25 protein-coding genes are annotated in these 25,400 nt (G+C 57.9%); 9 read left to right on the forward strand and 16 right to left on the reverse strand.

Going from position 1 to position 25,400, the window contains the following annotated elements:
* Positions 1-144: 144 nt before the first annotated feature.
* The 3 genes from U2949_RS12880 to U2949_RS12890 are packed head-to-tail and all read right to left on the reverse strand — an operon-like array spanning position 145 to position 1,586.
* On the reverse strand, positions 145-558 hold the full coding sequence (locus tag U2949_RS12880; protein WP_026482923.1) for an NUDIX hydrolase: 414 nt from the start codon (positions 556-558) through the stop codon (positions 145-147).
* Between the two features lie 45 nt (positions 559-603).
* The gene (locus U2949_RS12885; RefSeq protein ID WP_009455593.1) at positions 604-993 is read right to left on the reverse strand and encodes a YbaN family protein; all 390 of its coding nucleotides are present in this window, start codon (positions 991-993) and stop codon (positions 604-606) included.
* Positions 994-995: 2 nt separating this feature from the next.
* Entirely contained in the window at positions 996-1,586 is a 591-nt protein-coding gene (locus U2949_RS12890) for a peroxidase-related enzyme (protein ID WP_009455594.1), read from the reverse strand.
* Positions 1,587-1,763: 177 nt separating this feature from the next.
* Here U2949_RS12890 and argG point away from each other — a divergent pair, with 177 nt between their 5' ends.
* Entirely contained in the window at positions 1,764-3,098 is a 1,335-nt protein-coding gene (argG, locus tag U2949_RS12895; protein ID WP_035268236.1) for an argininosuccinate synthase, read from the forward strand.
* A gap of 250 nt (positions 3,099-3,348) precedes the next feature.
* Here the strand turns inward: argG and U2949_RS12900 are convergent, their stop codons facing one another.
* From U2949_RS12900 to U2949_RS12925, 6 genes are all read right to left on the reverse strand, one after another.
* Complete coding sequence (locus U2949_RS12900) at positions 3,349-4,182, reverse strand: phosphodiesterase (protein WP_257723190.1); 834 nt, start codon at positions 4,180-4,182, stop codon at positions 3,349-3,351.
* 15 nt (positions 4,183-4,197) lie between these two features.
* Positions 4,198-5,262: an ABC transporter ATP-binding protein gene (locus tag U2949_RS12905; protein WP_115635076.1), complete on the reverse strand. Its 1,065-nt coding sequence runs from the start codon at positions 5,260-5,262 to the stop codon at positions 4,198-4,200.
* A complete protein-coding gene (locus U2949_RS12910; protein WP_316990710.1) occupies positions 5,252-6,064 on the reverse strand; it encodes an ABC transporter permease in 813 nt (270 codons plus the stop codon). Before U2949_RS12910 ends, U2949_RS12905 begins: the two co-directional genes overlap by 11 nt.
* Before the next feature lie 7 nt (positions 6,065-6,071).
* Positions 6,072-6,878 (reverse strand): ABC transporter permease, encoded by an 807-nt coding sequence (locus U2949_RS12915; protein ID WP_026482917.1) that lies wholly within the window; start codon positions 6,876-6,878, stop codon positions 6,072-6,074.
* Between the two features lie 22 nt (positions 6,879-6,900).
* Positions 6,901-7,908 carry an ABC transporter substrate-binding protein gene (locus tag U2949_RS12920; protein WP_407654190.1) on the reverse strand — a complete coding sequence of 336 codons (1,008 nt, stop codon included), beginning with the start codon at positions 7,906-7,908 and terminating at the stop codon, positions 6,901-6,903.
* A 104-nt stretch (positions 7,909-8,012) separates the two neighbouring features.
* A complete protein-coding gene (locus tag U2949_RS12925; protein ID WP_257723186.1) occupies positions 8,013-9,077 on the reverse strand; it encodes a LacI family DNA-binding transcriptional regulator in 1,065 nt (354 codons plus the stop codon).
* Positions 9,078-9,283: 206 nt separating this feature from the next.
* Between U2949_RS12925 and U2949_RS12930 the strand changes: the two genes are divergently transcribed.
* The 7 genes from U2949_RS12930 to U2949_RS12960 all read left to right on the forward strand — a co-directional run bounded on the left by U2949_RS12930 (position 9,284) and on the right by U2949_RS12960 (position 18,253).
* A complete protein-coding gene (locus tag U2949_RS12930; RefSeq protein ID WP_321288153.1) occupies positions 9,284-10,036 on the forward strand; it encodes a type 1 glutamine amidotransferase in 753 nt (250 codons plus the stop codon).
* A 76-nt stretch (positions 10,037-10,112) separates the two neighbouring features.
* Positions 10,113-10,208, forward strand: a complete 96-nt coding sequence (gene kdpF / locus U2949_RS12935; protein ID WP_022983188.1) for a K(+)-transporting ATPase subunit F — start codon at positions 10,113-10,115, stop codon at positions 10,206-10,208.
* A gap of 136 nt (positions 10,209-10,344) precedes the next feature.
* Positions 10,345-12,048 (forward strand): potassium-transporting ATPase subunit KdpA, encoded by a 1,704-nt coding sequence (kdpA, locus tag U2949_RS12940; protein ID WP_321288155.1) that lies wholly within the window; start codon positions 10,345-10,347, stop codon positions 12,046-12,048.
* A 12-nt stretch (positions 12,049-12,060) separates the two neighbouring features.
* The gene (gene kdpC / locus U2949_RS12945; protein WP_321288157.1) at positions 12,061-12,735 is read left to right on the forward strand and encodes a potassium-transporting ATPase subunit KdpC; all 675 of its coding nucleotides are present in this window, start codon (positions 12,061-12,063) and stop codon (positions 12,733-12,735) included.
* A 14-nt stretch (positions 12,736-12,749) separates the two neighbouring features.
* Complete coding sequence (gene kdpB / locus U2949_RS12950) at positions 12,750-14,834, forward strand: potassium-transporting ATPase subunit KdpB (protein WP_026482911.1); 2,085 nt, start codon at positions 12,750-12,752, stop codon at positions 14,832-14,834.
* 45 nt (positions 14,835-14,879) lie between these two features.
* A complete protein-coding gene (locus U2949_RS12955; protein WP_026482910.1) occupies positions 14,880-17,549 on the forward strand; it encodes a sensor histidine kinase in 2,670 nt (889 codons plus the stop codon).
* Positions 17,546-18,253: a response regulator gene (locus tag U2949_RS12960; RefSeq protein ID WP_026482909.1), complete on the forward strand. Its 708-nt coding sequence runs from the start codon at positions 17,546-17,548 to the stop codon at positions 18,251-18,253. Before U2949_RS12955 ends, U2949_RS12960 begins: the two co-directional genes overlap by 4 nt.
* A gap of 239 nt (positions 18,254-18,492) precedes the next feature.
* On the opposite strand, the gene argF is transcribed toward U2949_RS12960, so the two are convergent.
* Positions 18,493-19,434 (reverse strand): ornithine carbamoyltransferase, encoded by a 942-nt coding sequence (argF, locus tag U2949_RS12965; protein WP_021446751.1) that lies wholly within the window; start codon positions 19,432-19,434, stop codon positions 18,493-18,495.
* A gap of 252 nt (positions 19,435-19,686) precedes the next feature.
* Between argF and U2949_RS12970 the strand changes: the two genes are divergently transcribed.
* Positions 19,687-20,001, forward strand: a complete 315-nt coding sequence (locus U2949_RS12970; RefSeq protein WP_009455652.1) for a DUF3579 domain-containing protein — start codon at positions 19,687-19,689, stop codon at positions 19,999-20,001.
* 55 nt (positions 20,002-20,056) lie between these two features.
* On the opposite strand, the gene U2949_RS12975 is transcribed toward U2949_RS12970, so the two are convergent.
* From U2949_RS12975 to kdsB, 6 genes are all read right to left on the reverse strand, one after another.
* A complete protein-coding gene (locus tag U2949_RS12975; RefSeq protein ID WP_321288162.1) occupies positions 20,057-20,998 on the reverse strand; it encodes a 2-hydroxyacid dehydrogenase in 942 nt (313 codons plus the stop codon).
* Between the two features lie 157 nt (positions 20,999-21,155).
* The gene (rpsT, locus tag U2949_RS12980; RefSeq protein WP_009455654.1) at positions 21,156-21,419 is read right to left on the reverse strand and encodes a 30S ribosomal protein S20; all 264 of its coding nucleotides are present in this window, start codon (positions 21,417-21,419) and stop codon (positions 21,156-21,158) included.
* Positions 21,420-21,475: 56 nt separating this feature from the next.
* Positions 21,476-23,029, reverse strand: coding sequence for a murein biosynthesis integral membrane protein MurJ (gene murJ, locus U2949_RS12985; protein ID WP_060186009.1), 1,554 nt, complete (start codon positions 23,027-23,029; stop codon positions 21,476-21,478).
* 18 nt (positions 23,030-23,047) lie between these two features.
* Entirely contained in the window at positions 23,048-23,812 is a 765-nt protein-coding gene (locus tag U2949_RS12990) for a 3-hydroxyacyl-CoA dehydrogenase (protein WP_321288164.1), read from the reverse strand.
* 63 nt (positions 23,813-23,875) lie between these two features.
* Complete coding sequence (adk, locus tag U2949_RS12995) at positions 23,876-24,532, reverse strand: adenylate kinase (protein ID WP_026482905.1); 657 nt, start codon at positions 24,530-24,532, stop codon at positions 23,876-23,878.
* Between the two features lie 102 nt (positions 24,533-24,634).
* A complete protein-coding gene (gene kdsB, locus U2949_RS13000; protein ID WP_321288166.1) occupies positions 24,635-25,399 on the reverse strand; it encodes a 3-deoxy-manno-octulosonate cytidylyltransferase in 765 nt (254 codons plus the stop codon).
* Position 25,400 lies beyond the last annotated feature (1 nt).

The following is a 25,400-nucleotide window of genomic DNA, read 5'->3' on the forward strand; positions in this document are numbered from 1 at the left end:
TAAAGAAAGCCCGCCGTTGCGGGCTGGTCGGGCAAATAGCTGCGTCCCCACAAGAGGGGACTCAAGGGCGACATTATGCCAAAAAATAGGCGGTTCGTGGCTTGGACGGCACAAGGCGGAAGGAAGTCTTGTGCGGGCTGGCACTCAGGCGGCGGCTTGGGCGCACAGGCGCGGCAGAATGTGATTAGCCAGCAAGGGGGCTAGCGTCAGCGAACGGATTTCCTGCGGGCTGACCCAGCGCGCTTCTTCCAGCTCGGCGGCTGCCCGGATTTCCCGGTTTACCGTCAAAGTGAAAACGTGGGCATGAACCATGTGGCCAGGTTCATTGGCGGCGGGGCTTTCAAAGTACGCTTCGTAGCGGGCAGAGGCGGTTTCTTCCGCTGTCAGGCCCAGCTCTTCATCCAGTTCGCGTTGCAGGGCTTGCAAGGGCGTTTCACCTGCCTCCAGCTTGCCGCCTGCCTGCATGTAATAGGCGCTGCCACGCTTGCGGACCAGGAGAATCTGGCCTTCAGAGTTGGTGATGTAGGCGGCAGCCAGCAAGATGACAGGATTGGACATGGTGTTTCAAACAAAAAGGGTCAAGCCAGGATCGGTTCAAGCAGGCTATTTTTGCACAGGCTCGGAAGGAGTGTCATCCAGGGTTTTGGCACGCAGCAAATAGCGGGTGGCGAAAATGCCTGGGATCAAGAGCCCCAGTCGATACCAGCCCAGGTGACTGGTCAGCCAGGCCGAGACGGCCAGCGACAGCCACAACATGATTAGCGCCCGGCGTTTGGCCTGACGGGTCAAGCCCTGGCCGTTCTCCCAATTCCGCAGGTATGGGCCCAGATGGCGCTGATCCAGCAGCCATTGATGGAAGCGGGGGGAGCTACGGGAAAAGCACCACGCGGCCAGCAGTACAAACGGCGTGGTAGGCAGCAAGGGTAAAACAGCGCCGGCAATCGCCAGCGCCACACAAATCCACCCGGCAAACAACAGGGCGTAACGCATCATGCTTAGCGGGGAACGCGTCCCAGCATGTAGAACTCGTCATTGCAGCGCATGGACATGAAGTTGGCCATGCGATTGCTCAGACCAAAAAAGGCACTGATACCGGCAATATCCCAGGCGTCCTCGTCGCTGAAACCGTGCTCGTGCAGAGCCTGGAAATCGGCGTCTTCAATCTCCTGAGCGTTTTGCGAGACTTTCATGGCAAAGCTCAGCATGGCTTTTTGGCGTGCCGGAATATCGGCCTTGCGCCAGTTCACGGCCACCTGGTCCGCCACCAGCGGATTCTTGGCGCGGATGCGCAAGATGGCACCGTGGGCGATCACGCAGTAATGACATTGGTTGGCGGCAGAGGTGGCCACCACAATCATTTCCCGGTCTGCATGGCTCAAACCACTGGGCTTTTCCATCAGCGCGTCGTGATAGGCAAAAAAGGCGCGAAATTCGTCAGGGCGGTGTGCCAGGGCCAGAAACACATTCGGAATAAAACCGGATTTTTCCTGCACGGCTTCAATACGGCTGCGAATATCCTCGGGCATTTCGGCCAGGGTAGGGACGGGATAACGGCTGATAGCGGGTTGAGCGTGTGTCTCGGGCATGGCTTGTCTCCAGGTAAAAATGGATGTTCTAGTTCATCGGGTAATTAAATCCAGCTACGCAAAGGTGTCCAGGGTCGGTCAAGACGATATAATGACATATTGATCCTGCCGCGGGCACGGCTCTGTTATAGAGTCTTACGGGCGGAACTGTACTTGCACACCACTACTGACGCGATAATGACAACCATCCTTGAATCTCTTCCAGTCGGCCAGAAGGTCGGCATTGCCTTTTCCGGTGGCCTGGACACCAGCGCTGCACTTTTGTGGATGCGCAACAAGGGCGCAATCCCTTACGCATACACCGCGAACCTGGGTCAGCCTGACGAACCCGATTACGATGCGATTCCTCGCAAGGCCAAGGAATACGGTGCCACGCTGGCCCGTCTGGTGGATTGCCGTCAGCAACTGGTGGCTGAAGGGATTGCCGCCTTGCAGTGCAACGCCTTTCACATCACCACCGGTGGCGTAACCTACTTCAACACCACGCCTATTGGCCGTGCTGTTACCGGCACCATGCTGGTTGCCGCCATGAAAGAAGACGACGTCCATATCTGGGGCGACGGCAGCACCTACAAGGGCAACGACATCGAGCGTTTCTACCGCTACGGTCTGTTGACCAACCCTGAACTGAAGATTTACAAGCCTTGGCTGGACCAGACCTTCATTGACGAGCTGGGCGGCCGTGCCGAGATGTCCGAGTACATGCAGGAAAACGGTTTCGACTACAAGATGTCGGCCGAAAAAGCCTACTCTACCGACTCCAACATGCTGGGTGCCACGCACGAAGCCAAGGATCTGGAGTATCTGAACGCCGGCATCAATATCGTCAAGCCCATCATGGGCGTGGCTTTCTGGCGTGACGATGTGGCCGTGGCTGCTGAAGAAGTGCGTGTGCGCTTTGAAGAAGGTCAGCCTGTTGCCCTGAACGGCGTGGAATTCTCAGACCCCGTGGAACTGATGCTGGAAGCCAACCGCATTGGTGGCCGTCATGGTCTGGGCATGAGCGATCAGATCGAAAACCGTATCATCGAAGCCAAGAGCCGTGGCATTTACGAAGCCCCCGGCATGGCCTTGCTGCACATCGCTTACGAGCGTCTGGTTACCGGCATCCACAACGAAGACACCATCGAACAGTACCGCATCAACGGTCTGCGTTTGGGCCGTCTGCTGTACCAAGGCCGCTGGTTTGACCCACAAGCCATCATGCTGCGTGAAACCGCCCAGCGCTGGGTGGCTCGTGCTGTAACTGGCGAAGTGACACTGGAACTGCGCCGCGGTAACGACTACTCCATCCTGGACACGGTCTCGCCTAATCTGACCTACAAGGCCGAGCGTCTGAGCATGGAAAAAGTGGACAGCATGTTCTCGCCACGCGACCGTATCGGTCAGCTGACCATGCGTAACCTGGACATCGTGGACACCCGCGACAAGCTGTTCACCTACACCCAGGCTGGCTTGTTGGCTCCTGCCGCTGGTTCGGCTGTGCCTCAGCTGAAAGACAGCAAGAAGTAAGACATGGCTTGCAGATCGGGGTGGCTCTGGGCAGCCCTCTTGATCTGAAGCAGCAGCATCAAAACACCCCGATATCGGTTGAATCCGATATCGGGGTGTTTTTTTGGGTGGGCCTAGCGTTCTTGAACGGCTTTGCTTAATGCTGTCAGTGTTTGCTACTGCCCTGAGCTAGCAACGAGGAACCTGTTGGCAACTTGGCTTGACGAGACCATCAAGGCCAAGCAGCAGTTGGTGTACGCCGTGCATCCAATCAGTCGATCAGTTTCCCGCTTGGCTCATGGAAGGCGAAGGGGCCGTCAAATTGGCCGACGGTGGCAGTATGGGTCACGATCTGGCCAAGGCCGTCCAGCGCATGAACGGCATAGCCGGGTGGTTCCAGTGTCCAGGCCGATGCCGCATTTTCAGCCAGATCCAGACAGACTTGATGCGCCACCGATGGGGCGGTGCTGGCAATGGTGCCGCCAAAACGGATCTGGATATTGCGATGCAAATGCCCGCTGATCACACGTTCGATATTGCTGTGCCGGCGCACAATCGCTTCCAGTTGTTCCGCTCCTTGCAGCAGGCCTATCTTGTCCATGTGACCGATCAAGGTGTTGAAAGGAGGGTGGTGCAGGGCAATGACGGTGGGGCGCTCAGGCTGTTGGGCCAACTCGGTACTTAACCAGTCCAACTGCTCCTGATCCAGACTGCCCGCGCTGGCTCCCGATACCGCACTGTCCAGGGCCAGCAGTCTTAGCTCTCCAATATCCACGCTGTAGCAAACGGGCCCGGCCTTACCCAGATAGGTATGTTCGGGAAAGCTCTCGCGCAGTTGCTGGCGGTCATCATGGTTGCCCGGCAACAAATACACCGGGATGGGGCCCAGCGGTGCCAGCAAGCGGCGCAAGTGCGCATATTCCTGTGGTCGACCAAAGTCGGTCAGATCGCCCGTCAACACCAGGGCATCCGGTTTCTGTGGCAGGGCTAGAGCGTGGTCGATGGCGTCCTGCAGATAGGGTGCGGTATTCAGACGGCCATAAGCCAGCCGACCTTCTTCCCGAATATGCGGGTCCGTCATTTGAATCAGTAATGTTTTCAGCATCGTTATACGCTTGCGTTAAGAGAGTGGCACGGTACCGGGCATCAGCTTGCCGGGGTTGATGTGAATTCCCACTGTACTGCCAAGGACGGCTCCGTGATCACGGTCTACCTCGGCAGTCAGAGGGGCTTGTCCGTCCACGTCCAGGGTCAGTTGCACTCGTCCTCCCATAAAACTGCGTTGTCGCACTTTGGCACGTGCCCAGCCGCTGGGTGTATCCATGCAAACGCTGATGTCTTCCGGGCGAACCAGCAACTCCTGCGCCCCGCGCAAGGTCTCGGGGCAAGTCAGGCTCAGGTCTGCCAGACGGATTTCGTTATTGAGCAGGCTTTGTTCGCTGCGTTGCAGGACGTTGACCCGCCCGAGGAAGGTAGCGACAAAAGGGTGGGCCGGATGGCGGTACAGGCTTTCGCCATCGCCAATCTGAATGATGCGGCCTTCGTGCATGACGGCCAGACGGTCGGCAATGGCAAACGCTTCCTGCTGATCGTGGGTCACATGAATGGCCGTGATACGCAGGCGTCGCAGTAGCTCGGCCAGCTCGTCGCGCAAGGAGACTTTCAGCTTGGCATCCAGGGCGGCCAGCGGCTCGTCCAGCAGCAGAACGCGGGGTTGATTGGCAATGGCACGTGCGATGGCAACTCGTTGTCGTTGCCCACCCGACAAGGCGGAGGGCTGGCGTTTTTCCAGACCATTCAAGCGCATCAGATCGACCAGCTCACCCACCAGTTTTTGGCGTGCGGCCAGATCCATTCCCTTGATCTTCGGGCCATAGCCGATATTGGCTTCCACTGTCATGTTCGGGAACAGGGCGTAATGTTGAAACACCATGCCGACCTCACGCTTTTCAATCGGCAGATGAGTGACGTCCTGGCCGTCGAACAGAATGCGGCTGCCGGCATCGGGCATTTCCAGGCCGGCGATCAGTCGCAGCAAGGTGGTCTTGCCGCAGCCCGAGGGCCCCAGCAAAGCCATGACTTCACCGGGGGCGATGTCCAGGGTGCTGGGATGTAAACCCCGTGTGCCATCGGCATAGGTTTTGGCGCAGTGTTCGATACGCACCGGTACGTGTTTATTTTCCATAGTGTTTCTCCAGCAAGCGCGCCAAGGTCTGCAGCCCCCACAGCACGGGCAAGATGACGAGCATGAAAATCAGCGTATAGGCCGAGCCCACCTCGATACGCATGGACGCATAGCTATCGGCCAGCCCCACGGGCAAGGTGCGGGTCAGTGGCGTATGCAGCATCCAGGTCAGGTTGAACTCGCCCAGCGACAAGGTGAAGACCATCAGGCTGCCAGCCACAATCGCAGGCAGGATGGCCGGCAGCAGGATGCCGAAAAAGATTTGCGTAAAGCTGGCTCCCAGCGAGCGGGCCGCTTCTTCAAGGTCGATCAGGCTGCGTTTTTGCAGAGCTGCTGTGGTCGTACGCACCATAAAGGGCAGGGTGAACACAATGTGGCCCACCAGAATGAACCAGAAGCTTTGACGAAAGCCTTGCAAGGAGCCATAGGCCAGCAGCAGGGCCAGGGCCGAGGCCATGCCGGGTACCGCCACTGGCAAGGTCAACAGTTCTTCAAAGCTGCGCGCCAGACGGGAGCGGCTGCGTGCCAGGGCATAGGCACAGGGGACGCCCAGCACAATGACAGCCAGAACACAAAGCAGCGCCAGCTGCAGGGATAGCCAGACTGTGCCGCCATAGTTGGCCCAGACTTGCTCCACCCATTTCAGGGTCAGACCACTTTTCAGTCCGATACGATAATTGTTGACCAGCCCGGCCAGCACGGAAACCAGAATGGGGCCGAGCAGGAATAGGACGGTCAGTCCGGTGACAGCCAGAAGCAAGGGGGCAGGGCGATGGGGATTTGAAGCCGTTTTCAGTTTCATGGTGCCCTCAAATAACGACCGAGGGATCGCGGACCAGACGCCGGGCCAGCCACAAGGTAAACCATGTCAGCAGCCCCAGGGAAATGGACAAGCTGGCCGCCAGGGTGAAATTCGCATAGTTGGTAAATTCGTTATAAATCGTGATAGGCAGCACTTCGTAGCGGCTGGACAGGGTGAACGCCGTACCGAAAGCGCCCATGGAGGTGGCAAAAACAATGGCACCACAAGACAGGGACGTGGGGGCCAGTTCCGGTATCCAGACATCTCTGGCAATGTCCCAGCGTGTGGCTCCACAGGAGCGCGCGGCTTCCTCCAGATTGCGGTCTATGGATTCGGCGGCTGCGGTGTAAGTAGCAATGGCGCGGGGCAGGGAAAAGTACAGATAGGCCAGAAACAAACCCAGCAGGCCGTAGGCAAAGGTCACTCGCCCCAGTCCCAGATCCTGGCCGATCTGGGCCAGCAGCCCTTGCCGACCGCCCAGCAAGATAATGAAAAAGCCCACGATGACGCCAGGAAAGGACAGGGGCAGCGTCATCAGGGAGAGCAGCAGGCGCTTGGCCGGCACGCGATAGCGAGCCATCACGATGCCGACCATGGCACCCAGCACCAAGGTGGCCAAGGTCACGATGGCGGACAGGAGCAGCGTTTGCAGCAAGGCCTGCAAGTACCGCCCTGATGTCAGCACGACCCAGTAGGTGTGCATGCCTTCTTGTGCGGGCAGGGCCAGAAGCTGTACCGCGGGCAAGAGCCAGAATGCGGCAAAGAAAGCGACGGCAGGGGCCGAGCACAAGGGCAGCAGGTATTTACGTTGCATAGGCTAACTCCACATGGACCGCTTAGCGGACCTCTGCCAGATAACGCTCGGCAAAGGGTTTCTGACCCTGTGCCATGCGGTCATAGTCAATGGCCTTGGCACGCGCGTATTCGCTGTCCGGCAGGAAGCGCGACTGGGCTTCCTTGCTGACGGCGCTGCTGCGAACCGGGCGCAGGAAAGCATTGGCCCAGATGGACTGCCCTTGCTCGGACAGCACAAAATCCAGCACCTTGCGTCCCTGTTCGGTGTGTGGAGCCTTGTTGACCAGGGACATCACATACGGCACCACAATCGTGCCTTCCTGGGGGATCACGAAAGCGACGTCCTCGCCATCCTTGTACTGAGCGCGGTAGGCGCTGAAGTCATAGTCCAGCAAGATAGGAATTTCGCCGGAAATCAGGCGGGCGTAGGCGGTTTGCTTGGGAACGATGGGATTGTTCTTTTGCAGGGCCTTGAACCAGTTGATGGCGGGATCAAAGTTGTCCATATTGCCGCCCAGGGCTTCGTTGATGGCAACGGCACCCACATAACCCACAAAGGCGGAAGAGGGGTCCAGATACCCGACCAGGCCTTTGTATTCGGGCTTGAGCAGGTCGTTCCAGGAGGCAGGCACAGGCACATTGCCCAGGGCCGACTTGTTTACCATGATGCCCATGGTGCCGGAGTGGATTGCAAACCAATGGCCTTGCGGGTCTTTCAAGCCTTCGGGAATCTGCTCCCAGCCCTGGGGTTTGTAGGCCTGGGTCACGCCTTCTTTCTGGGCCTGAATGGCAAAGGTGATGCCCAGATAGGTCACATCGGCGACCGGATTGGCGGACTCGGCAACCAGCTGGGCCAGGGACTGGCCGGAGTTCTTGTTATCGGGTGGGACGGTAATGCCGGTGTGCGCCTTGATGGCCTCGATCTGGCTCGCCCAGTCGGCCCATTCAGGTGGACAGTTGTAGCAAATGGCGGTTTGCGCGGCAGCCGCGCTTCCCACTGTCATCAGGGCCAGGGGCAGTGCCAGGCGGCAAGCCAATGTGCTCAGCATATGTTTCATGGTCGATCACTCCAGTCAATAAGTGGTGTCAGGCAAAAGCCGGGATTGGCTTGAACGCAGGGGGGCGGGAGCGGGTCCCGCAGAGGAAAGGGGCTTCATCCTGGATGCGCCCGTGGTGAACAAGGGGCAGGGGCGCAGGACTCGCCCGGGTTGAAGGTGTAGGGCAGCAGAACCGAGGCCTGCGCGGGAACTGTTTTCTGCTGGGCTACCGCCTCCAGCAGCAGGTTGATGCACTGGCGACCAATTTCTTCATTGGGCTGTGCGATGGTGGCCGGGCGTGGAAACAGTTCAGCGCCCAGGGCGATGCCGTCAAAGCCGATCACGCTTATATCGTTGGGAACCTGCAGGCCAATCTGCTGCGCCGTGCGCAGACAGCGAATGGCAATCAGATCGTTGGAACCAATCATGGCTGTGGGGCGTTCTGGTTGGCGCAAGAGTCGGGCGACGCTGGCAAGATGCACGTCTTCAGAAGACGGTGCTTGCCCTTGCTCTCCTTGATCCATGAAAGGCACTTCCAGCAGTGGCATGGGCACCAGGCCAGCCTTGTCCATTCCTTTCAGATAGCCACGGCTGCGTTGCTGGGCGCGATCAGAAACGTGCAGATGACCGCTTACCATGGCAATGCGGCGATGGCCTTGCCTTGCCAAGTGGCCGATCAATTCAATCATGGCCTGCTCGCCGTTGACGGTGACGCAAGGATGCTCGGGATGCAGGTTGTACGCCAGTACGTAGGGACAGCGTGTCTTGCTCAGCCGAACTAAAGCAGGAGAGTGAGCCGGGTTGGAGACCACCAGCACAATGCCTTCCACATTGCTGGCCAGGAGCAAGGCCACTGCCTGGGATTCACGTTCCAGGTGGTAGTCGGTAAAGAAGGGCAGGATGGCATAGCCGCCGCGGGCTGCGGTATCGGCGATGCCCTTCAGGCACTCGGCAAAGACGGGGTTGAGCAAGGTCGGCAAGACCACGCCGATGACTCGGCTGCGCTGGCTGCGCAGACTGCGTGCCGAGGCATTGGGCTCATAGGCCAGTGCGTCGATCGCGGCTTGCACGCGCAGGCGGGTTTTTTCACCCACCTTTTCCGGCTCATTGAGCACGCGCGATACCGTCGCAACCGACACCTGTGCTGCTCTGGCGACATCCAGTATTCCTACGTTGGCCATGATACCCAGCCGTCAAAATGAAAACGATTACATTTGAGCAAAGGCATATGTCAGGCAAATGACGGTCTTGGTTTTTTTGTGTGCTGCAGGAACCACCTTGATGCCACTTATACGAGCCTGATCGCAAACAGATCCTGGTCTTGATACGACCAGTTCTACAGTGAGTTCTCCTGAACAACAGGCCTGCGCGGTCAGGCTTTCATCTCATGAAACCCATTCTTGTTTTGCAGCACGAGGTCACGCAAGGGCCGGGGGTGCTGCTGGATCATCTGGAGAGCCACGGTCTGCCCTATCACTTGTGCATGTCGCCGCTGGATGGCCGGGCGCCCGTGTCGGCTCGTGATTACAGCGGGGTGGTGGTGCTGGGCAGTGATCGCAGTGTCAATGATCTTTTGCCCTGGATAGAGCAGGAGCATGCATTGTTGCAGGATGCGGTTCAGCGTCATGTCCCGGTTCTGGGCCATTGTTTCGGGGCGCAACTGCTGGCGCGCTCCCTGGGAGCCCGCGTGCAGCGCAATCCGTATCCGAACATAGGCTGGGGCCAGGTCTGGAGCAGTCCCTACGCCCGGCGTGTCATGGGCCTGCCCAGGCGTGCCATGCTGTTCAACTGGCATTACGACACCTTCCAGATTCCCTCGGGGGCAAGCCGGACTTTATACGGCCCTCATTGTCTGAATAAAGGTTTCTGCCTGGGCCCGCATTGGGCCTTTCAAGGCCACCTGGAAGTGACTGCCGACAGCATCCGTCAGTGGTGTGATTACGGCCGCTGCGAGTTGGAGCAGGTATACGGTCCGGCAGCCCAGGATGCAGAACATATCTTGTTGGGCCTGGATCAGCACCTGAGCACTTTGCACCTTATTGCCAGACAGACTTATCAACGCTGGACAGATCAGTTGCTGGAGCGTGCCGGTGTCGCCCTGGCCCAAATCCATATGCCGTCTTTATACGCGGGCCAGTAAACACTGTTCTGAATTTATGCCGCCACTCCTAGACTTTCTCTGTCTGCTGCAAGTCAGCATTGATCAGGAGTTCGGGATGAGTGCGTCCTTTTTTACGGTTCTGGCAGGAGGGATTTCTCTGGGGCTGTTTATCTATTTGTTCTATGCCTTGCTCAAGGCCGAAAAATTCTAAGTTCAGGCCAGCAAGTGTTCATTGTGGGAACAGGTGTGCATATGAGTGATTTTCTATTTTTAGCGGTGCTGTTCGCGTTCTTTGCGATGGCGACCGGATTGGTTCTTGGTCTTGAGAAGCTGTAAGAGGAGCTGTCATGCTGGACGATCTGATGCAGTTTCTAGTTATTCTGGCCGTCTCTACGGTCTTGTTAGTGGTGGTGGGTAAATGGATTGCCCATTTTTTCAGTAGCCCCAATCACAGCCTGATCGAACGTGGCACGTATCGGCTGCTGGGCGTGAATCCTGAAGAGAAAATGTCCTGGAAGCGATATGGTCTGGCGCTCTTGTTGAGCAATGCCGCCATGTTGCTTCTGGGATATATTCTTTTGCGGGTGCAGGGCTGGATTCCCGGCGACAGCCTGCAGCGCGCCGCGCAAACGCCTGACCTGGCCTTCAATACCGCTGTGTCTTTTACGACCAATACCAATTGGCAGGCGTACTCGGGTGAATCCAGTCTGTCCAATTTTTCCCAAATGGCGGCCATCACCTTTCTGATGATGATCAGTGCCACAACGGGTCTGGCAGCGGCAGGAGGTTTCATCCGTGGCTTAAGCCGTAAAAGCTCGGCGGATATTGGCAACTACTGGGTGGATTTCACCCGCTCCTTGTATCGCTTGCTCTTGCCGTGCAGCTTCCTGCTGGCCTTGCTGTATATCTGGCAGGGTATGCCACAGACACTGAGCTCGGATGTCGTGGTCAATACGCTGGAAGGGCTCAAGCAGCAGATAATTCTGGGGCCAGTAGCCAGCCTTGAAAGCATCAAGCATGTGGGGACTAATGGGGGCGGCTTCTTTGGTATGAACGCGGCTCATCCATTTGAAAACCCTACGCCGCTGACTAATACCGTGCATATGCTCAGCATGTTGCTGGTGCCCTCGGCCCTGACTTACGCCTTTGGCTCCATGCTGGCTCGTCGTCGCCAGGGTTGGGCTTTCTTTGCGGCCTTCCTGGTGATGTTCATCGGTTTTCTGTCCCTGATTTATAGCGCTGAACAGGCAGGCAATCCTTTGCTGACTTCCCTGGGTGTGGACCAGACCCAAAGCAGCACGATGGGCGGTGGCAATCTGGAAGGCAAGGAACTGCGCTTCGGTGTGGCGCAAAGCAGCTTGTTTGCCACCGTGACTACGGCTGCGACTACCGGCTCGGTCGATGCCATGCACTCCTCGCTGACGCCTTTGGGTGGCCTGGTGCCGATTGCCCAAATGATGCTGAACAACGTGTTTGGCGGGATAGGCGTGGGCTTTATCAGCCTGGTCAGCTACGCCATTCTGACGGTGTTTCTGGTGGGCATGATGATAGGGCGCAGCCCGGAGTTTCTGGGCAAGAAGATCGAGGCGCGGGAGATGAAGTACGTGATGCTGGCCATGCTGGCGCATGCTTTCAGCATTCTGGGCTTTACGGCCTTGGCCAGCGTGCTGCCATCCACCATGGACAGTCTGTCCAATATGGGGCCGCATGGTTTCAGCGAAGTGCTGTACGCCTATACCTCGGGTACGGCCAATAACGGCTCCGCCTTTGCAGGTTTCAACGCGAACACACCTTTCTTCAATATAACGATAGGGCTGGCGATGCTGGTTGGGCGTTATCTGACCTTGTTGCCCTTGCTGGCTTTGGCCGGTGCGCTGGCTGCCAAGAAAGCAGTTCCTGCGGGTCCAGGCACCTTGTCGACGGCCACCCCCTTGTTCACCGGCCTGTTGATTTTCGTGGTCCTGGTGGTGGGCGGGCTGACTTTCCTGCCTGCACTGGCGCTGGGCCCGATTGTGGAGCACCTGTTGATGCTCGATGGCATTACTTTTTGAGGATTGACTGTCATGTCTACCCATCAATTTATAGTTTCGACACCGGCGGCACCGACGATGAAAAGCTTGTTGCGTCCCGTGCTGCTGTCTGCCGTGTTTTTTATGCTGTTGACGGGCATTGCCTACCCGTTGGCCACGACCTTTATTGGCACCGCCTTGTTCCCGCAGCAGGCAAAGGGCAGCCTGATTCAGCGGGACGGGCAACTCGTGGGTTCGCGCCAGATTGGTCAGTACTTCAGTCAGCCCGAGTATTTCCATGGGCGTCCCAGCGCGACGTTGGGAGCCGATCCGGCTGACCCTTCCAAGAGCATTGCGCAGCCCTATAACGCGGCGGCCAGTGGGGCCAGCAATCAGGGGGTACTAAGCAAAAGTTTGCTGGAGGCTGTGGCAGAACGCAGCAAGGCATATCGCCTGATGAACGGTTTGGCAGAGGATGCTCCTGTGCCTGTAGATGCTGTCACAGCGTCGGCATCGGGTTTGGACCCGCATATTTCGGTGGCCAACGCCCGTTTGCAGGCCGCCCGTATCGCCAAAGTGCGCGGTATGCCGCTGGCTCAGGTCCAGGCCCTGATTGATCGCTATACCAGTGCTCGTCAATTAGGTGTGCTGGGCGAGCCACGCGTGCAGGTCTTGGAGCTTAATCTGGCGCTGGACATGGCCAAGCGTGCCCAGCCCGCAGTGCGTTAGGAGCAGGTGTCATTATGTCTATTACTGATCTGAAAGCCCCGCAAGAGGCCGAGCGTTCGACGGCATTTCAGGCCGTACCCTGGGGCACGGTGTGCAAGGAAGCCTTCAAGAAATTGTCGCCTCGGGTGCAGTTCAAGAACCCGGTGATGTGTGTGGTGTATCTGGGCAGTATCGTCACCAGCTTGCTGGGCGTTCAGGCCTTGATGGGGCAGGGTGAGGCCCCCGCTGGATTTATCTGGTCTATTGCAGCCTGGTTGTGGTTTACAGTCCTGTTTGCCAATGCGGCCGAAGCCGTGGCAGAAGGCCGTGGTAAAGCTCAGGCTGATGCGCTGCGTTCTACGCGCAAGCGGGTCATGGCCAAGGTTCTGAAAGACCCCGCCCGTGATAGCCGCGCCTGGCCTGTCCCCAGCGACGAACTGCTGCCCGGTGCCTATGTGCTGGTTGAGGCGGGCCAGATTATTCCGGCTGATGGCGAAGTTCTGCAGGGGGCAGCGTCGGTAGACGAGTCCGCCATTACGGGTGAATCGGCGCCGGTTATCCGGGAATCGGGGGGCGACTTTTGTTCCGTTACGGGGGGAACCCGTGTTCTGTCCGACTGGATCGTGATGCGGGTCACCGCCAAACCGGGTGAGGCTTTTCTGGATCGCATGATTGCGATGGTGGAGGGCGCCAAGCGTGGCAAGACGCCAAACGAGATTGCCTTGAATATCTTGCTGGTTGCCCTGACGCTGATCTTTCTGCTGGTGTGCGTGACCTTGCTGCCTTTCTCCAGCTTTGCGACGGTGCTGACCGGCCAAGGTTCGCCCGTTACGATTACCGCCTTGATTGCTCTGTTGGTGTGTCTGATTCCGACTACCATCGGTGCCTTGCTGTCGGCGGTAGGTGTCGCCGGGATGAGCCGCATGATGAAAGCCAATGTGCTGGCCAGCTCGGGCCGCGCTATCGAGGCGGCGGGAGACGTGGATGTTCTGCTGCTGGACAAGACAGGCACCATTACGCTGGGTAATCGGGAGGCCTCGGCCTTTTTGCCCGCGCCGCAGGTATCGGAGCAAGCCTTGGCAGACGCGGCCCAATTGGCATCGTTGGCGGACGAGACCCCCGAAGGACGCTCCATTGTGGTGCTGGCCAAGCAGCTTTTCAATTTGCGTGGTCGTGAATTGCAAGGTGCGCAGACCATTGCCTTTAGCGCCCATACACGCATGAGCGGCATTGATATCGATGGTCGTCAGATTCGAAAAGGGGCGGCAAATACCATGCGCTCCCATATCGAGTCCCTGGGTGGCGTATTTCCTCGCGAACTGGACACCTTGGTCAATGAGGTCGCCCGCCGGGGCAGCACACCGCTGGTCGTCACTGAAGGTAATAAGGTGCTGGGCGTGGTGGAGCTCAAGGATATCGTCAAAGGCGGTATCAAGGAGCGCTTTGCCGAGTTGCGCGCCATGGGCATCAAGACTGTCATGATTACCGGGGACAACAAGCTGACCGCCGCTGCCATTGCGGCCGAAGCCGGGGTGGATGATTATCTGGCCGAAGCCACGCCCGAGGACAAGCTGCAATTGATTCGGCGCTATCAGGATGAAGGACGCCTGGTTGCCATGACTGGCGACGGCACGAATGATGCGCCTGCTCTGGCGCAGGCCGATGTGGCCGTGGCCATGAACAGCGGCACCCAGGCGGCCAAAGAAGCCGGCAATATGGTGGATCTGGACAGTAACCCCACCAAGCTCCTGCGTGTGGTGGAAGTGGGCAAGCAGATGATCATGACACGCGGTGCCCTGACCACCTTCAGTATCGCCAATGATCTGGCCAAGTACTTTGCGATTATTCCTGCGGCTTTTGTGGTCACGTATCCTGCTTTGGGTGCCTTGAATGTGATGCAGCTGCATAGTCCGGCTAGCGCCATCCTGTCGGCAGTCATTTTCAATGCCTTGATCATCATTGCCCTGATTCCCTTGGCCTTGCGGGGCGTGAAGTATCGGGCCGAACCGGCCAGCCGTTTGCTGAAACGCAACTTGCTGATTTACGGCTTGGGGGGGGTGATCGCACCTTTCATAGGCATCAAGCTGATTGATCTGCTGCTGACGCCGTTTTTTGGATAAGAGCGTAAGATCAATAGCAATTTTCTGGATGGAGTGCGCAGATTCATGTCACTTGAGGATAGGCCGGACCCGGATGAGCTGCTGCAGGTGATTGGCGAGGATCCGCACCAGCCTCGTCGCGGGCAGCTCAAGATTTTCTTCGGCGCTTGTGCGGGCGTAGGGAAAACCTACGCCATGCTCAAGGAGGCGCATCAACGCCAGTCCGAGGGCGTGTCCGTGGCTATCGGGATTGTGGAAACCCATGGTCGCCAGGAAACCCAGGCTCTGATTGACGGTTTGCCCGTGCTGCCCCGCAAGGAGTATCAACGTCAGGGGCGGGTGGTGACGGAGTTTGATCTGGATGCCGCCTTGGCCTCGGGTTATCAGCTGCTGCTGGTGGACGAGCTGGCGCACTCCAATATTGAAGGCAGTCGACACGCCAAGCGCTGGCAGGATGTGGAGGAATTGCTGGATGCGGGCATTGACGTGTATACCGCGCTCAATGTGCAGCATCTGGACAGCCTGAATGAGGTGGTGGGCGGCATTATTGGGGTACGGGTCCGGGAGACGGTGCCAGACCGGATTTTTGATCGGGCGGCCGATGTCTTGCTGGTGGATCTGCCGCCGGATGATCTCTTGTCTCGTCTGAGTGCGGGCAAGGTGTATCTGGCCGACTCGGTGGCCCATGCGCGTCAGAACTTCTTTCGTCGCGGCAATCTGATTGCTCTGCGTGAGTTGGCTTTGCGCCGGGTGGCGGATCGGGTCAATGCGGACGTGCATGTGTATCGGATCTCCCATGCGATACGGACAGTTTGGCCGACACGTGAGTTACTGATGGTATGCGTCAGTGCCGATAGCGCCCAGGAAGCTCTGATTCGGGAGGGGGCGCGTTTGGCCCAGCAATTGCAGACGCCCTGGATTGTGCTGCATGTGGATACGCCGCAGGAAAGCGGGCAGATCAAGGCGCAGGAAGCACTGGTGCGCTTGGCGGCCAGTGCTCAGCATGCCGGAGCCGAGTTTGCCAATATTGCCGGGCAGGATGTGGCGCATACGATTCTGGCTTATGCCCGTCAGCGCAATGCGACCAAGCTGATTTTAGGAAACTCCTCAGCGCGGTCTATCGGGCCCTGGCGCAGCAGCCTGTCCGAGCGCCTGGCACGCAGCAATCCCGAAATCGGTTTGTTGCTGCTGCGTATGGATACGGTACAGCGGCCTATACGACCGTTGGAACTGGAACAGCCCATGGCGCAGGGCAAGGCCTTGTCGCTTGCGTCCATTATTTGTGTTGTGACCACCTTGCTGGCCGAGAAGCTCTTGCCCTTTTTCGAGCTCTCCAACGTGATCATGCTGTTCCTGATCACTGTGGTCTTTATTGCCCTGCGTTTGGGACGACTGGCGGGGGTATGGGCTTCTTTGCTATCAGTGGCGTTTTTCGACTTCTTTTTTGTCGAGCCGCGCTATTCCTTCTCGGTAACGGATACCCAATATGTCTTTACCTTCGGCGTCATGCTGGGAGTGGCGCTGATTATTGGCCAACTGGCTGCCAAGCTGCAGGCCGAAGCCAGGGCTGCCCGTGATGGTGAACGCCGTGCTGCGGCATTGACTCGTGTCAGCCGGGACTTGGCCGGAGCCTTGGCCCTGGAACAAGTCCTGGCGGTCTGCCGCGATACGCTGGAACCTTTGTTCGAGATGCAGGTGGTGCTGGTGGTGCCGGATCAGCAAAACCAGTTGGTGACGACTCGTCATACAGGCTTTGTGGAGCTATCGGTGGCGCAGTGGGTGTTTGACCATATGGAAGCCGCCGGTAATGGCACTGAAACCCTGAGCGGTGCCAGTGCCCTGTATCTGCCCTTGAAAGGCCCCATGGCCCCGCGTGGGGTCTTGGTGGTGCAGTCCGGCGGAGCCGCTTCCTTGAGGACACCGGATGGACGGCGCTTGCTGGATGCTTGTTGCTTTATCTTGGCCCAAGCTCTGGAGCGGATTCATTATGTGGAAATCGCCCAGGATACGGTGTTGCGCATGGAGGGGGAGAAAATGCGCAATACCTTGTTGTCCGCTGTCTCGCACGATTTACGCACTCCCTTGACCGTGATTCGAGGCCTGGCAGAAACGCTGGAGCAGCCCAAAGGCTTGAGCGAAACCGAGCGCACGGATATTGCCCGATCGATCCGTATTGAATCGGACGAATTACGGCGCCAGGTATCCAACCTGCTGGATCTGGCGCGTATGCAAAGCGAAGGGGTGAAGTTGCATAAGGAATGGCATGCCCTGGGCGAGATTGTGGGGATTGCCGTTGCCCGTTGCTCAGCGGCTTTGCAGCCTCGCAAGGTCGTGACCGAGTTTGCGGCCGACCTGCCTTTGGTCGAGGTGGATGGTGTCTTGCTGGAGCGAGTGGTGACGAATCTGCTGGATAACGCCGCCAAATATACGCCCGTCACCAGTACGATTTCCCTGCGCGGCCTGTGTTCTGGTCAGTCCATGTATTTAATGATCAGCGATGACGGGCCAGGCTTGCCGCCCGGTGATCCCGAGCGCTTGTTCGATACGTTTACCCGGGGGCAGAAAGAGTCCTCTGTGGCAGGTGTGGGCTTGGGGCTGGGCCTGTGCCGCACGATTATTGCCGCACATGGTGGTACGATCAGCGCCAAGCCGCGTATGCCCCATGGCGTGATCTTCGAGATTCGCCTGCCCTGGAAAGCGGCTCCCCGTATGGATGGTGACGAGCTACTGACATGAACAAAGCCCAGATACTGATCGTGGAGGACGAATCCAATATTCGTCGTTTTGTGCGAATTGCCTTGGAGCAGGAAGGCATGTCCGTGATCGAGGCCAGCACGCTGGCGCAGGCGCGCATGGATGCGGCAACCCGTCGCCCTGATTTGATGATTGTGGATTTGGGCCTGCCCGACGGGGATGGCAAGGACTTGATTCGTGATCTGCGCAGCTGGGTGTATTCGCCCATTCTGGTGCTGTCGGCGCGTGAGCGAGAGGAAGAAAAAGTAGCAGCCTTGAATGCCGGGGCGGACGATTATCTGGTCAAGCCCTTTGGCGTACCGGAGCTGCTGGCCCGGATCCGGGCCTTGTTACGGCGCTCTCAGCTGGTTCCGAATGTTCAGGCGGCTTCTTCGCGGGTTCGCTTCGGGAACGTGCAGGTGGATCTGGCCTCCCATGAGGTCACGCGGGACGGGGAGGCGGTGCATTTGACACCGATCGAGTTTCGTTTGCTGACGGCCTTGATTCGGGGGCATGGCAAGGTGCTGACGCACCAACATTTGCTGCATGAAACCTGGGGAGCGGCGTATTCCGATCGGCCTCATTATCTGCGGGTGTACATGATGCAGCTGCGCCAAAAGCTGGAAGAGGATGCGGCACAACCCAAGTATCTGCTGACTGAGTTGCAGGTTGGCTATCGTTTGGCGGGTTTGGAAATCCAGGAGTAAAGCGAATCTGGTGTTGATGTGGGCGGTGTTGCTTGAGATTGCTTATCGCATTGCCTGACGCTTTGAGGACTTGAGTTTGGCGGTTAAAGGATCAGCAGTACGCCAGTTTGGAACGTATATTCAAAGGGATTATGTGAATCACATTTGGATAGGCATGTGAAGCGATCCGGTATTAAAAAGGGGATACGACGTATCCCCTTTTTATGTCATTGAGCAAAATCTGCTCCGGGTAGAAGCACTCAGGCTTCCAGACGCCCCAGAATCAGGAACTCCATCAATGCTTTCTGTACGTGCAAGCGGTTCTCGGCTTCGTCCCAGACCACGCTTTGTGGGCCGTCAATGACTTCGCCGGTTACTTCCTCGCCACGGTGAGCGGGCAGGCAGTGCATGAAGATGGCTTCTGGGTCGGCCACATCCATCATTTCCTGATCCACACACCAGTCAGCAAAGGCTTTGCGACGCTCTTCGTTTTCGTCTTCGTAACCCATGCTGGTCCACACGTCGGTGGTGACCAGGTGCGCGCCCTTGCAGGCTTCCAGTGGGTCGTCGAATTCGCGCAGAATGCTGGAATCCGGGTTGCCGGTGCGATCCGACTCCAGGTGGTAGCCGTTAGGGGCCGACACATGCAGGGTGAAGCCCAGGATTTCCGCCGCTTGCAGCCAGGTGTAGGCCATATTGTTGGCGTCACCAATCCAGGCCACGGTCTTGCCCTTGATATCGCCACGGTGTTCGATAAAGGTGAAGATGTCGGCCAGAATCTGGCAAGGGTGGAATTCGTTGGTCAGGCCATTGATGACCGGCACCCGCGAGTGGGAGGCAAAGCGCTCCAGACGGGTTTGCTCGAAGGTACGAATCATGACGATATCGACCATGCGCGAAACCACGCGGGCGGTATCTTCGATAGGTTCGGAGCGGCCCAGCTGCGAGTCGGTGGTGGTCAGGTGAATGACCGAGCCGCCCAGCTGATACATACCGGCTTCAAACGAAACACGGGTACGGGTGCTGGCTTTTTCAAAAACCATCGCCAGGGTGCGGTCGTGCAATGTGTGGTGCGGCTGATAGCGTTTGAACTTGTCTTTGATCAGGCGTGCGCGTTCCAGCACATATAAAATTTCGTCGTGAGAAAAGTCGCGAAATTGCAGAAAGTGCCGAAGCGGTCCTGCTTGCACGATGGCATCCATAAAAAAATCCTGCGGATAAAGAAAGCCATCTTAACCTGTCCGGCTATTAAGAGCAAAGCCGGCCTGTGGCGGGGAAGGGGAAACCGTTTGGTTTTGGAATAAAGCGAGAGGGCAAAGTAATGATTAGCAATAAATTGTCAAGCGGCTAATTTATTGAATCCCGGGCTTTGCGTGGCCGCGATCGGATACAATGCGTGGCGAGAAAGGAAAAGGTGCAGCATACCTGAACTGCACGATTAGCGATTAATTGTTATGACAGAGCCAGTGAAGCAACTTGTAATCCATGGTGTGACCCGGCAGGATCAGCGCTTTCGTCCCAGTGATTGGGCAGAACGCTTGGCCGGTGTAATGTCCCAGTTTCGTCCCGCTGGGGCGATGGGTGGTCATCTGACTTATTCGCCCTATGTGGTGCCGCGATTGATTGACGGCGTGCGATGTGTGGTGGTGGATGCGCGCCTGCGAGAGCTTGAACCTTTGGCCTGGAAATTCGTCTGTGGCTTTGCCGATGATAATAATTTAAAAACCAGCGGCATTGATCCCGACAATATGGACCCTGTCGATTCCTGATTCAGACAGCGCATTCAATAAGTCGCCACCGCTAAAACGGTAGGCGACTTGTTTTTTATACGGTAAGCGGCGTGAGCACTTTGCCGGTCTTGTGATACTGCAATACATTTTCCAGCGTCAGCGAGAGCATGGCTTCGCGTGTCTCGTGCGTGGCACTGGCCGTGTGCGGTGCCAGAACGACCTGATTCAGATCGCGCAAGGCCTGGGGCACCTGGGGTTCATTTTCGAATACATCCAGCCCGGCAGAGCCCAGCCGTCCTTCCTGCAGAGCGGCAATCAGTGCGCTTTCATCCACTACGCTGCCACGGGCGATATTGACCAGAATCCCTTTGGGACCCAAGGCGTTCAGCACGTCTATATTGATCAGCCCTCGTGTTTCGTCGCCACCGACGGCCGCGATTACCATGATGTCTGCCCAATGGGCCAGTTCGATCAGGGAAGGCTCGTAGTGCCAGGGCACATCGTGACGTGGACGGCGGTTGTGATAGCGCAGTTCCATATCAAAGCCACTGGCGCGGCGGGCAATGGTCTGGCCAATGCGTCCCAGGCCCACAATGCCCAGCTTCTTGCCGCTGACCCGTGCCCCCAGCCCGAAACCATTGGGTCTGTCCCACAGGCCTGCACGCACGTAGCGATCCGATTCCGTCACACGGCGAGCCGCATCCAGCATCAAGGCCCAGGCCATATCAGCCACGCAATCGTTCAGAACATCCGGAGTGGTGCTGACCTGTATGCCGCGCTGTTTGGCGGCCTGTACGTCGATGGAGTCGTAGCCTACCCCTACGCTGCAAATCGCTTTCAAAGCGGGCAGGCGGTCCATCAAGGATGCGGGGGTAGCAGTGACAGCGCTGGTCAGGAGTACCTGTACGCGTTCGATCTGCTGGGCAGAGAGCTGGTTCAGGTCCTGGAGGACAATGCGCTCGAAATGACGGTCGATTTCGTCAAAAGAAGGGTGCTGGGCCAAAGATGCCAGTTGCAGCACGATGGGACGTGTCATGGGGACTCGCTAATGAAAAAGCAAATCCATAACTTAGCATGATTGGCCTGCATGTTCAGGCAATGGTTTTGTGGCTAATAAAAAAGGGGTGCTAAGCACCCCCTTTCTAACTGGTTTTTAGGCCAGAGCCGATTAAACCATTAAAAATCTTCAGCAATCAGGCCAGGGCCTTGATAGCAGCAGACAGGCGGCTCTTGTGGCGGGCAGCCTTGTTCTTGTGAATGATGTTCTTGTCGGCAACGCGATCAATGATGCTGGTCGCTTTGCGGAATACTTCGTTAGCAGCGGTTTTGTCACCGGCTTCGATAGCCTGGCGAACGCGCTTGATAGCGGTACGCAGCATGGAACGGATGCTGGCGTTGTGTTTGTTGCGAGCCACTGCTTGGCGGGCGCGCTTGCGTGCTTGTGCGGAATTAGCCATTTTTAATAAAGCCTAAGTTTTAAAGTTTAATCGGCAAAGACAATTATTCTAGGATACTAAGCCCGCTTTGTAAAGTAAGAGGGGCGAATGCCTACGATAAACAACATGCCGAAATAGGAAATGCCGCTGGCAAGCAACACGCCGCCCAGATACAGCACACGCAGCAGGGGCGTGGCTCCCAGGCTGATCCAGTCGATATAACGGTCAGCGAGCAAGAGGACGGCGGCCAGAGCAGCCAGGGCGGGAATAATCTTCAGGAAAAAACGTAACCAGTCATGATTAGGCTGGTAAATCCCGCGCTTTCGCAGCATGACCAGCAAGGTCAGCGCATTGACGGTGGCACCCAGGCCAATCGACAAGGCCAGCCCGGCATGGGCAAAGGTCGGCACCAGTACCAGGTTAAAGAGCTGGGTAATGATCAGGACGGCAATGGCGATGCGTACGGGGGTGCGGATATCCTGGCGGGCGTAAAAGCCGGGGGCCAGAATCTTGATGGCCAGCAGGCCCACCAGGCCAACCGAATAGGCACCGACTGCCAATTTGGTCTGGGCAACATCAGCGGCTGCAAACGCACCGTAGTGAAACAGGGTGGCGACCAGGCCGTCGGACAGCAAGGCCATGCCCAGGGCAGCAGGCAGGCCCAGCAGCAGGACCAGGCGCAGGCCCCAGTCCAGCAAGCCGCTGTAGTTCTTGTCGTCCTTGCCTGCATGGGCAGCCGACAGCTTGGGCAGCAAGACCGTGCCCAGTGCCACACCCAGCAGGGCAGTGGGAAATTCCATCAGACGGTCGGCAAAGGACAGCCAGGTCACGCTGCCGGACTGCAGCCAGGTGGCGATATTGGTATTGATCAGCAGGGAAATCTGCGCAACAGAAACGCCCAGAATGGCGGGCAGCATCTGTTTGAGAATGCGTTGCACGATGGGGTCGCGGCGCGCTTCCCCCAGTCGTAGCGAGAATCGTGGCAATAGGCCCAAACGGGCCAATGCGCCCCATTGCACCAGCAATTGGGCAAGACCACCGACCATCACCCCAACAGCCAGGGCGTAAATGGGGGTTTCCATGTGCTGGGCCAGGAACAGGCTGGCGCCGATCATGGACAGATTCAGCAGGATGGGCGTGAAGGCCGGAACCGCAAAGCGGCTCCAGGTGTTGAGTACCGCAGAGGCAAAAGCCACCAGCGACATGCAGATGATGTAGGGGAACATCATGCGCGTCATGGTGATGGCGGCACCAAATTCGGTTTGTCGCTCCGGTGCAGTCAGGCCGCTGGCCATGGCACTGACGACCCAGGGGGCCGCAACAATGCCAATGGCAGTGACCAGCATGACAGCAAAGGTCAGCAGCAGGGCGACGCGGTCCAGCAATTGCTGAACCTTGTCCTGCTCGTGTTCCTTGCGCACCTGCCCCAGGATGGGCACAAATGCTTGCGAAAACGCTCCTTCTGCAAACAGCCGTCGCAGCAGGTTGGGAATGCGAAAGGCCACCCAGAAAGCGTCGGTGAGCGGGCCCGCCCCAAAGGCGCGGGCAATCAGAATATCGCGTGCCAGTCCGGTGATACGAGACAGCAGCGTCAGGCCACTAATCGTGGCCGCCGAGCGAAACAAACCCATTGGAGCCGATACAGAAAGTTATTTTGGTGCCATACGGATAGCGCCATCCAGACGGATGGTTTCGCCATTGAGCATTTCATTATTGATGATGCTCTGCACCAGTTGGGAGAAATCTTCAGGGCGACCCAGGCGCGATGGGAAAGGGATGCTGGCCGCCAGGGAGTCCTGCACTTCCTGAGGCATGGCAAACATCATGGGGGTGCCGAAGATGCCGGGGGCAATCGTCATGACACGGATGCCGGTCTGCGCCAGATCGCGGGCCAGAGGCAGGGTCAAACCCACCACACCGGCTTTGGACGCACCGTATGCCGCTTGGCCAATCTGACCGTCGTAGGCAGCGACCGAAGCCGTATTGATCAGCACGCCACGCTCGCCCGAAGCTTCGGGGGTATTGCTGCTCATGGCAGCGGCGGCCAGACGACACATGTTGAAGGTGCCGACCAGGTTGATCATGACGGTTTTCTGGAACAGGTCCAGCGTGTGCGGGCCATTGCGTCCTACCGTGCGCGAGGCAGGAGCCACGCCGGCACAGTTGATCAGTCCGAACAGGGGGCGGGCGCTGTCCTGGCAAGCCAGATCCACGATGGCCTGGGCATCTTGCTCGGAAGTAACATCACAGCGCTGATAGTGTTGGCCCAGCTCCTTGGCCAGAGCCTCGCCGGCCTCGTCCTGAATATCGGCGATCACCACGCGGGCGCCATTTTCAACCAGCATACGTACGGTGCCTGCGCCCAGACCCGATGCGCCGCCCGTGACAATAAAAGTCTTGTTATTGATTTGCATGAGCTTGTCTCCCTTGAATAATAAACAACCGGCCCTTTTGGGGCCGGCTGAATCTTGACTTACTTAGCTTGCCAGGGCGTCCACAATGCGCTGGCGGATCTCATCGACGCTGCCCACGCCGGAAATCTTGCGATAGGCCGGAGCTTGCGGGTCGCCGGTGGCTGACCATTGCGAGTAGTAATCGACCAGAGGGCGGGTCTGCTCGCGATAGACAGACAAGCGGTGGCGGACGGTTTCCTCGCGGTCATCGTCGCGCTGGAGCAAGGGTTCGCCTGTTACGTCGTCCACACCGGGGGTTTTGGGTGGATTGAAGGTGACGTGGTAGCTACGACCGCTGGCTGCGTGGATACGGCGGCCGCTCATGCGTTCGATGATGCTCTCTTCCGGTACGTCGATTTCGATCACGAAGTCCAGTTTGACCTGGGCATCCTTCAAGGCATCGGCCTGGGGAATCGTGCGTGGGAAACCGTCGAACAGGTAGCCGGGCTCACAGTCTGCTTCTTTCAGACGGTCGCGAACCAGGCCGATGATGATGTCATCGGAGACCAGGCCACCGGCGTCCATGATTTTTTTGGCTTCTACACCCAGCGGGGATTGGGCTTTGACAGCGGCACGCAACATATCGCCCGTGGAAATTTGTGGAATACCAAATTTCTCGGTAATGAAAGCAGCTTGAGTGCCTTTGCCGGCACCAGGGGGCCCGAGCAGTATGAGTCGCATGAATTCCTCCAGGAAATGCGTCGATCCGATTCTCGCTTCAGTATGATGCGTTGCAGCATATTTAGCGCATTTTTTATTCGGATAGAGCAGAAAAAAGATCTTTTATAACCGATTTGCGAAGTGAGCGCGTACTCTTTCCAGGTCTTGTTCGGTGTCTACCCCGGCTGCAGGAATCTCCTGAAGGCGGTGAACCATAATCTGGAAGCCGTTTTCCATGGCTCGCAGCTGCTCCAGAGATTCGAAGTGCTCCAGCGGCCCGCGCGGCAGCTGGGCGTACTGCTGCAGGAAGCGATTTCGGTAGGCGTAAAGGCCAATATGGTGCAATGCGGGAAGCCCGTCGGCCAGTACCCGTTCGCCACCAGCCAACGCGTCGCGGGCCCAGGGCATGGGGGCGCGGGAAAAGTACAGGGCGCGGCCTTGCAGGTCGCACACCACTTTCACGGCATTGGGATTGAACAGCGTCTCTGCGTTCTTGATGGGAGCGGCCAGCGTGGCAATATCCGCCTGTTCGCTACGAGCCAGCAGTTCGGCGGCGGCATTGATATGCTCGGGCTGGATCAGAGGTTCGTCCCCTTGCACATTGACGACGATCTCGTCCTCGGACAGCTCCAGCAAGCGGGCAGCCTGGGCCAGGCGATCCGTGCCGGTCGGGTGCTCGGCGTCGGTCAACAGGGCGTTGAAGCCGTTTGCCTGGACGGCTTCAAGCACTTGAGGCGAGTCCGTCGCCACCCAAACCTGACGCGCTCCACTCCGTGCCGCTTGCTGGGCACAGCGCACGATCATGGGTTGGCCGGCAATGTCAGCCAGCGGTTTGTTGGGCAGACGGGTGGAACCCAGGCGCGCAGGGATGATGACGGAAAAAGTCATA

The sequence above is a fragment of the Alcaligenes phenolicus genome, from assembly GCF_032063905.1.
Lineage (GTDB): Bacteria > Pseudomonadota > Gammaproteobacteria > Burkholderiales > Burkholderiaceae_B > Alcaligenes > Alcaligenes phenolicus.

Coding starts and splice junctions, on each gene's coding strand:
- adk (WP_026482905.1), bottom strand. CDS start 24,532: ATGCGACTCATACTGCTCGGGCCCCCTGGTGCCGGCAAAGGCACTCAA.
- U2949_RS12900 (WP_257723190.1), bottom strand. CDS start 4,182: ATGCTGAAAACATTACTGATTCAAATGACGGACCCGCATATTCGGGAA.
- argG (WP_035268236.1), top strand. CDS start 1,764: ATGACAACCATCCTTGAATCTCTTCCAGTCGGCCAGAAGGTCGGCATT.
- U2949_RS12970 (WP_009455652.1), top strand. CDS start 19,687: ATGACAGAGCCAGTGAAGCAACTTGTAATCCATGGTGTGACCCGGCAG.
- U2949_RS12925 (WP_257723186.1), bottom strand. CDS start 9,077: ATGGCCAACGTAGGAATACTGGATGTCGCCAGAGCAGCACAGGTGTCG.
- U2949_RS12990 (WP_321288164.1), bottom strand. CDS start 23,812: ATGCAAATCAATAACAAGACTTTTATTGTCACGGGCGGCGCATCGGGT.
- U2949_RS12910 (WP_316990710.1), bottom strand. CDS start 6,064: ATGAAACTGAAAACGGCTTCAAATCCCCATCGCCCTGCCCCCTTGCTT.
- U2949_RS12920 (WP_407654190.1), bottom strand. CDS start 7,908: ATGCTGAGCACATTGGCTTGCCGCCTGGCACTGCCCCTGGCCCTGATG.
- kdpA (WP_321288155.1), top strand. CDS start 10,345: ATGCTGGACGATCTGATGCAGTTTCTAGTTATTCTGGCCGTCTCTACG.
- argF (WP_021446751.1), bottom strand. CDS start 19,434: ATGGATGCCATCGTGCAAGCAGGACCGCTTCGGCACTTTCTGCAATTT.
- kdsB (WP_321288166.1), bottom strand. CDS start 25,399: ATGACTTTTTCCGTCATCATCCCTGCGCGCCTGGGTTCCACCCGTCTG.
- rpsT (WP_009455654.1), bottom strand. CDS start 21,419: ATGGCTAATTCCGCACAAGCACGCAAGCGCGCCCGCCAAGCAGTGGCT.
- kdpF (WP_022983188.1), top strand. CDS start 10,113: ATGAGTGCGTCCTTTTTTACGGTTCTGGCAGGAGGGATTTCTCTGGGG.
- U2949_RS12885 (WP_009455593.1), bottom strand. CDS start 993: ATGATGCGTTACGCCCTGTTGTTTGCCGGGTGGATTTGTGTGGCGCTG.
- U2949_RS12915 (WP_026482917.1), bottom strand. CDS start 6,878: ATGCAACGTAAATACCTGCTGCCCTTGTGCTCGGCCCCTGCCGTCGCT.
- U2949_RS12905 (WP_115635076.1), bottom strand. CDS start 5,262: ATGGAAAATAAACACGTACCGGTGCGTATCGAACACTGCGCCAAAACC.
- U2949_RS12960 (WP_026482909.1), top strand. CDS start 17,546: ATGAACAAAGCCCAGATACTGATCGTGGAGGACGAATCCAATATTCGT.
- U2949_RS12975 (WP_321288162.1), bottom strand. CDS start 20,998: ATGACACGTCCCATCGTGCTGCAACTGGCATCTTTGGCCCAGCACCCT.
- U2949_RS12880 (WP_026482923.1), bottom strand. CDS start 558: ATGTCCAATCCTGTCATCTTGCTGGCTGCCGCCTACATCACCAACTCT.
- kdpC (WP_321288157.1), top strand. CDS start 12,061: ATGTCTACCCATCAATTTATAGTTTCGACACCGGCGGCACCGACGATG.
- U2949_RS12890 (WP_009455594.1), bottom strand. CDS start 1,586: ATGCCCGAGACACACGCTCAACCCGCTATCAGCCGTTATCCCGTCCCT.
- murJ (WP_060186009.1), bottom strand. CDS start 23,029: ATGGGTTTGTTTCGCTCGGCGGCCACGATTAGTGGCCTGACGCTGCTG.
- U2949_RS12930 (WP_321288153.1), top strand. CDS start 9,284: ATGAAACCCATTCTTGTTTTGCAGCACGAGGTCACGCAAGGGCCGGGG.
- U2949_RS12955 (WP_026482910.1), top strand. CDS start 14,880: ATGTCACTTGAGGATAGGCCGGACCCGGATGAGCTGCTGCAGGTGATT.
- kdpB (WP_026482911.1), top strand. CDS start 12,750: ATGTCTATTACTGATCTGAAAGCCCCGCAAGAGGCCGAGCGTTCGACG.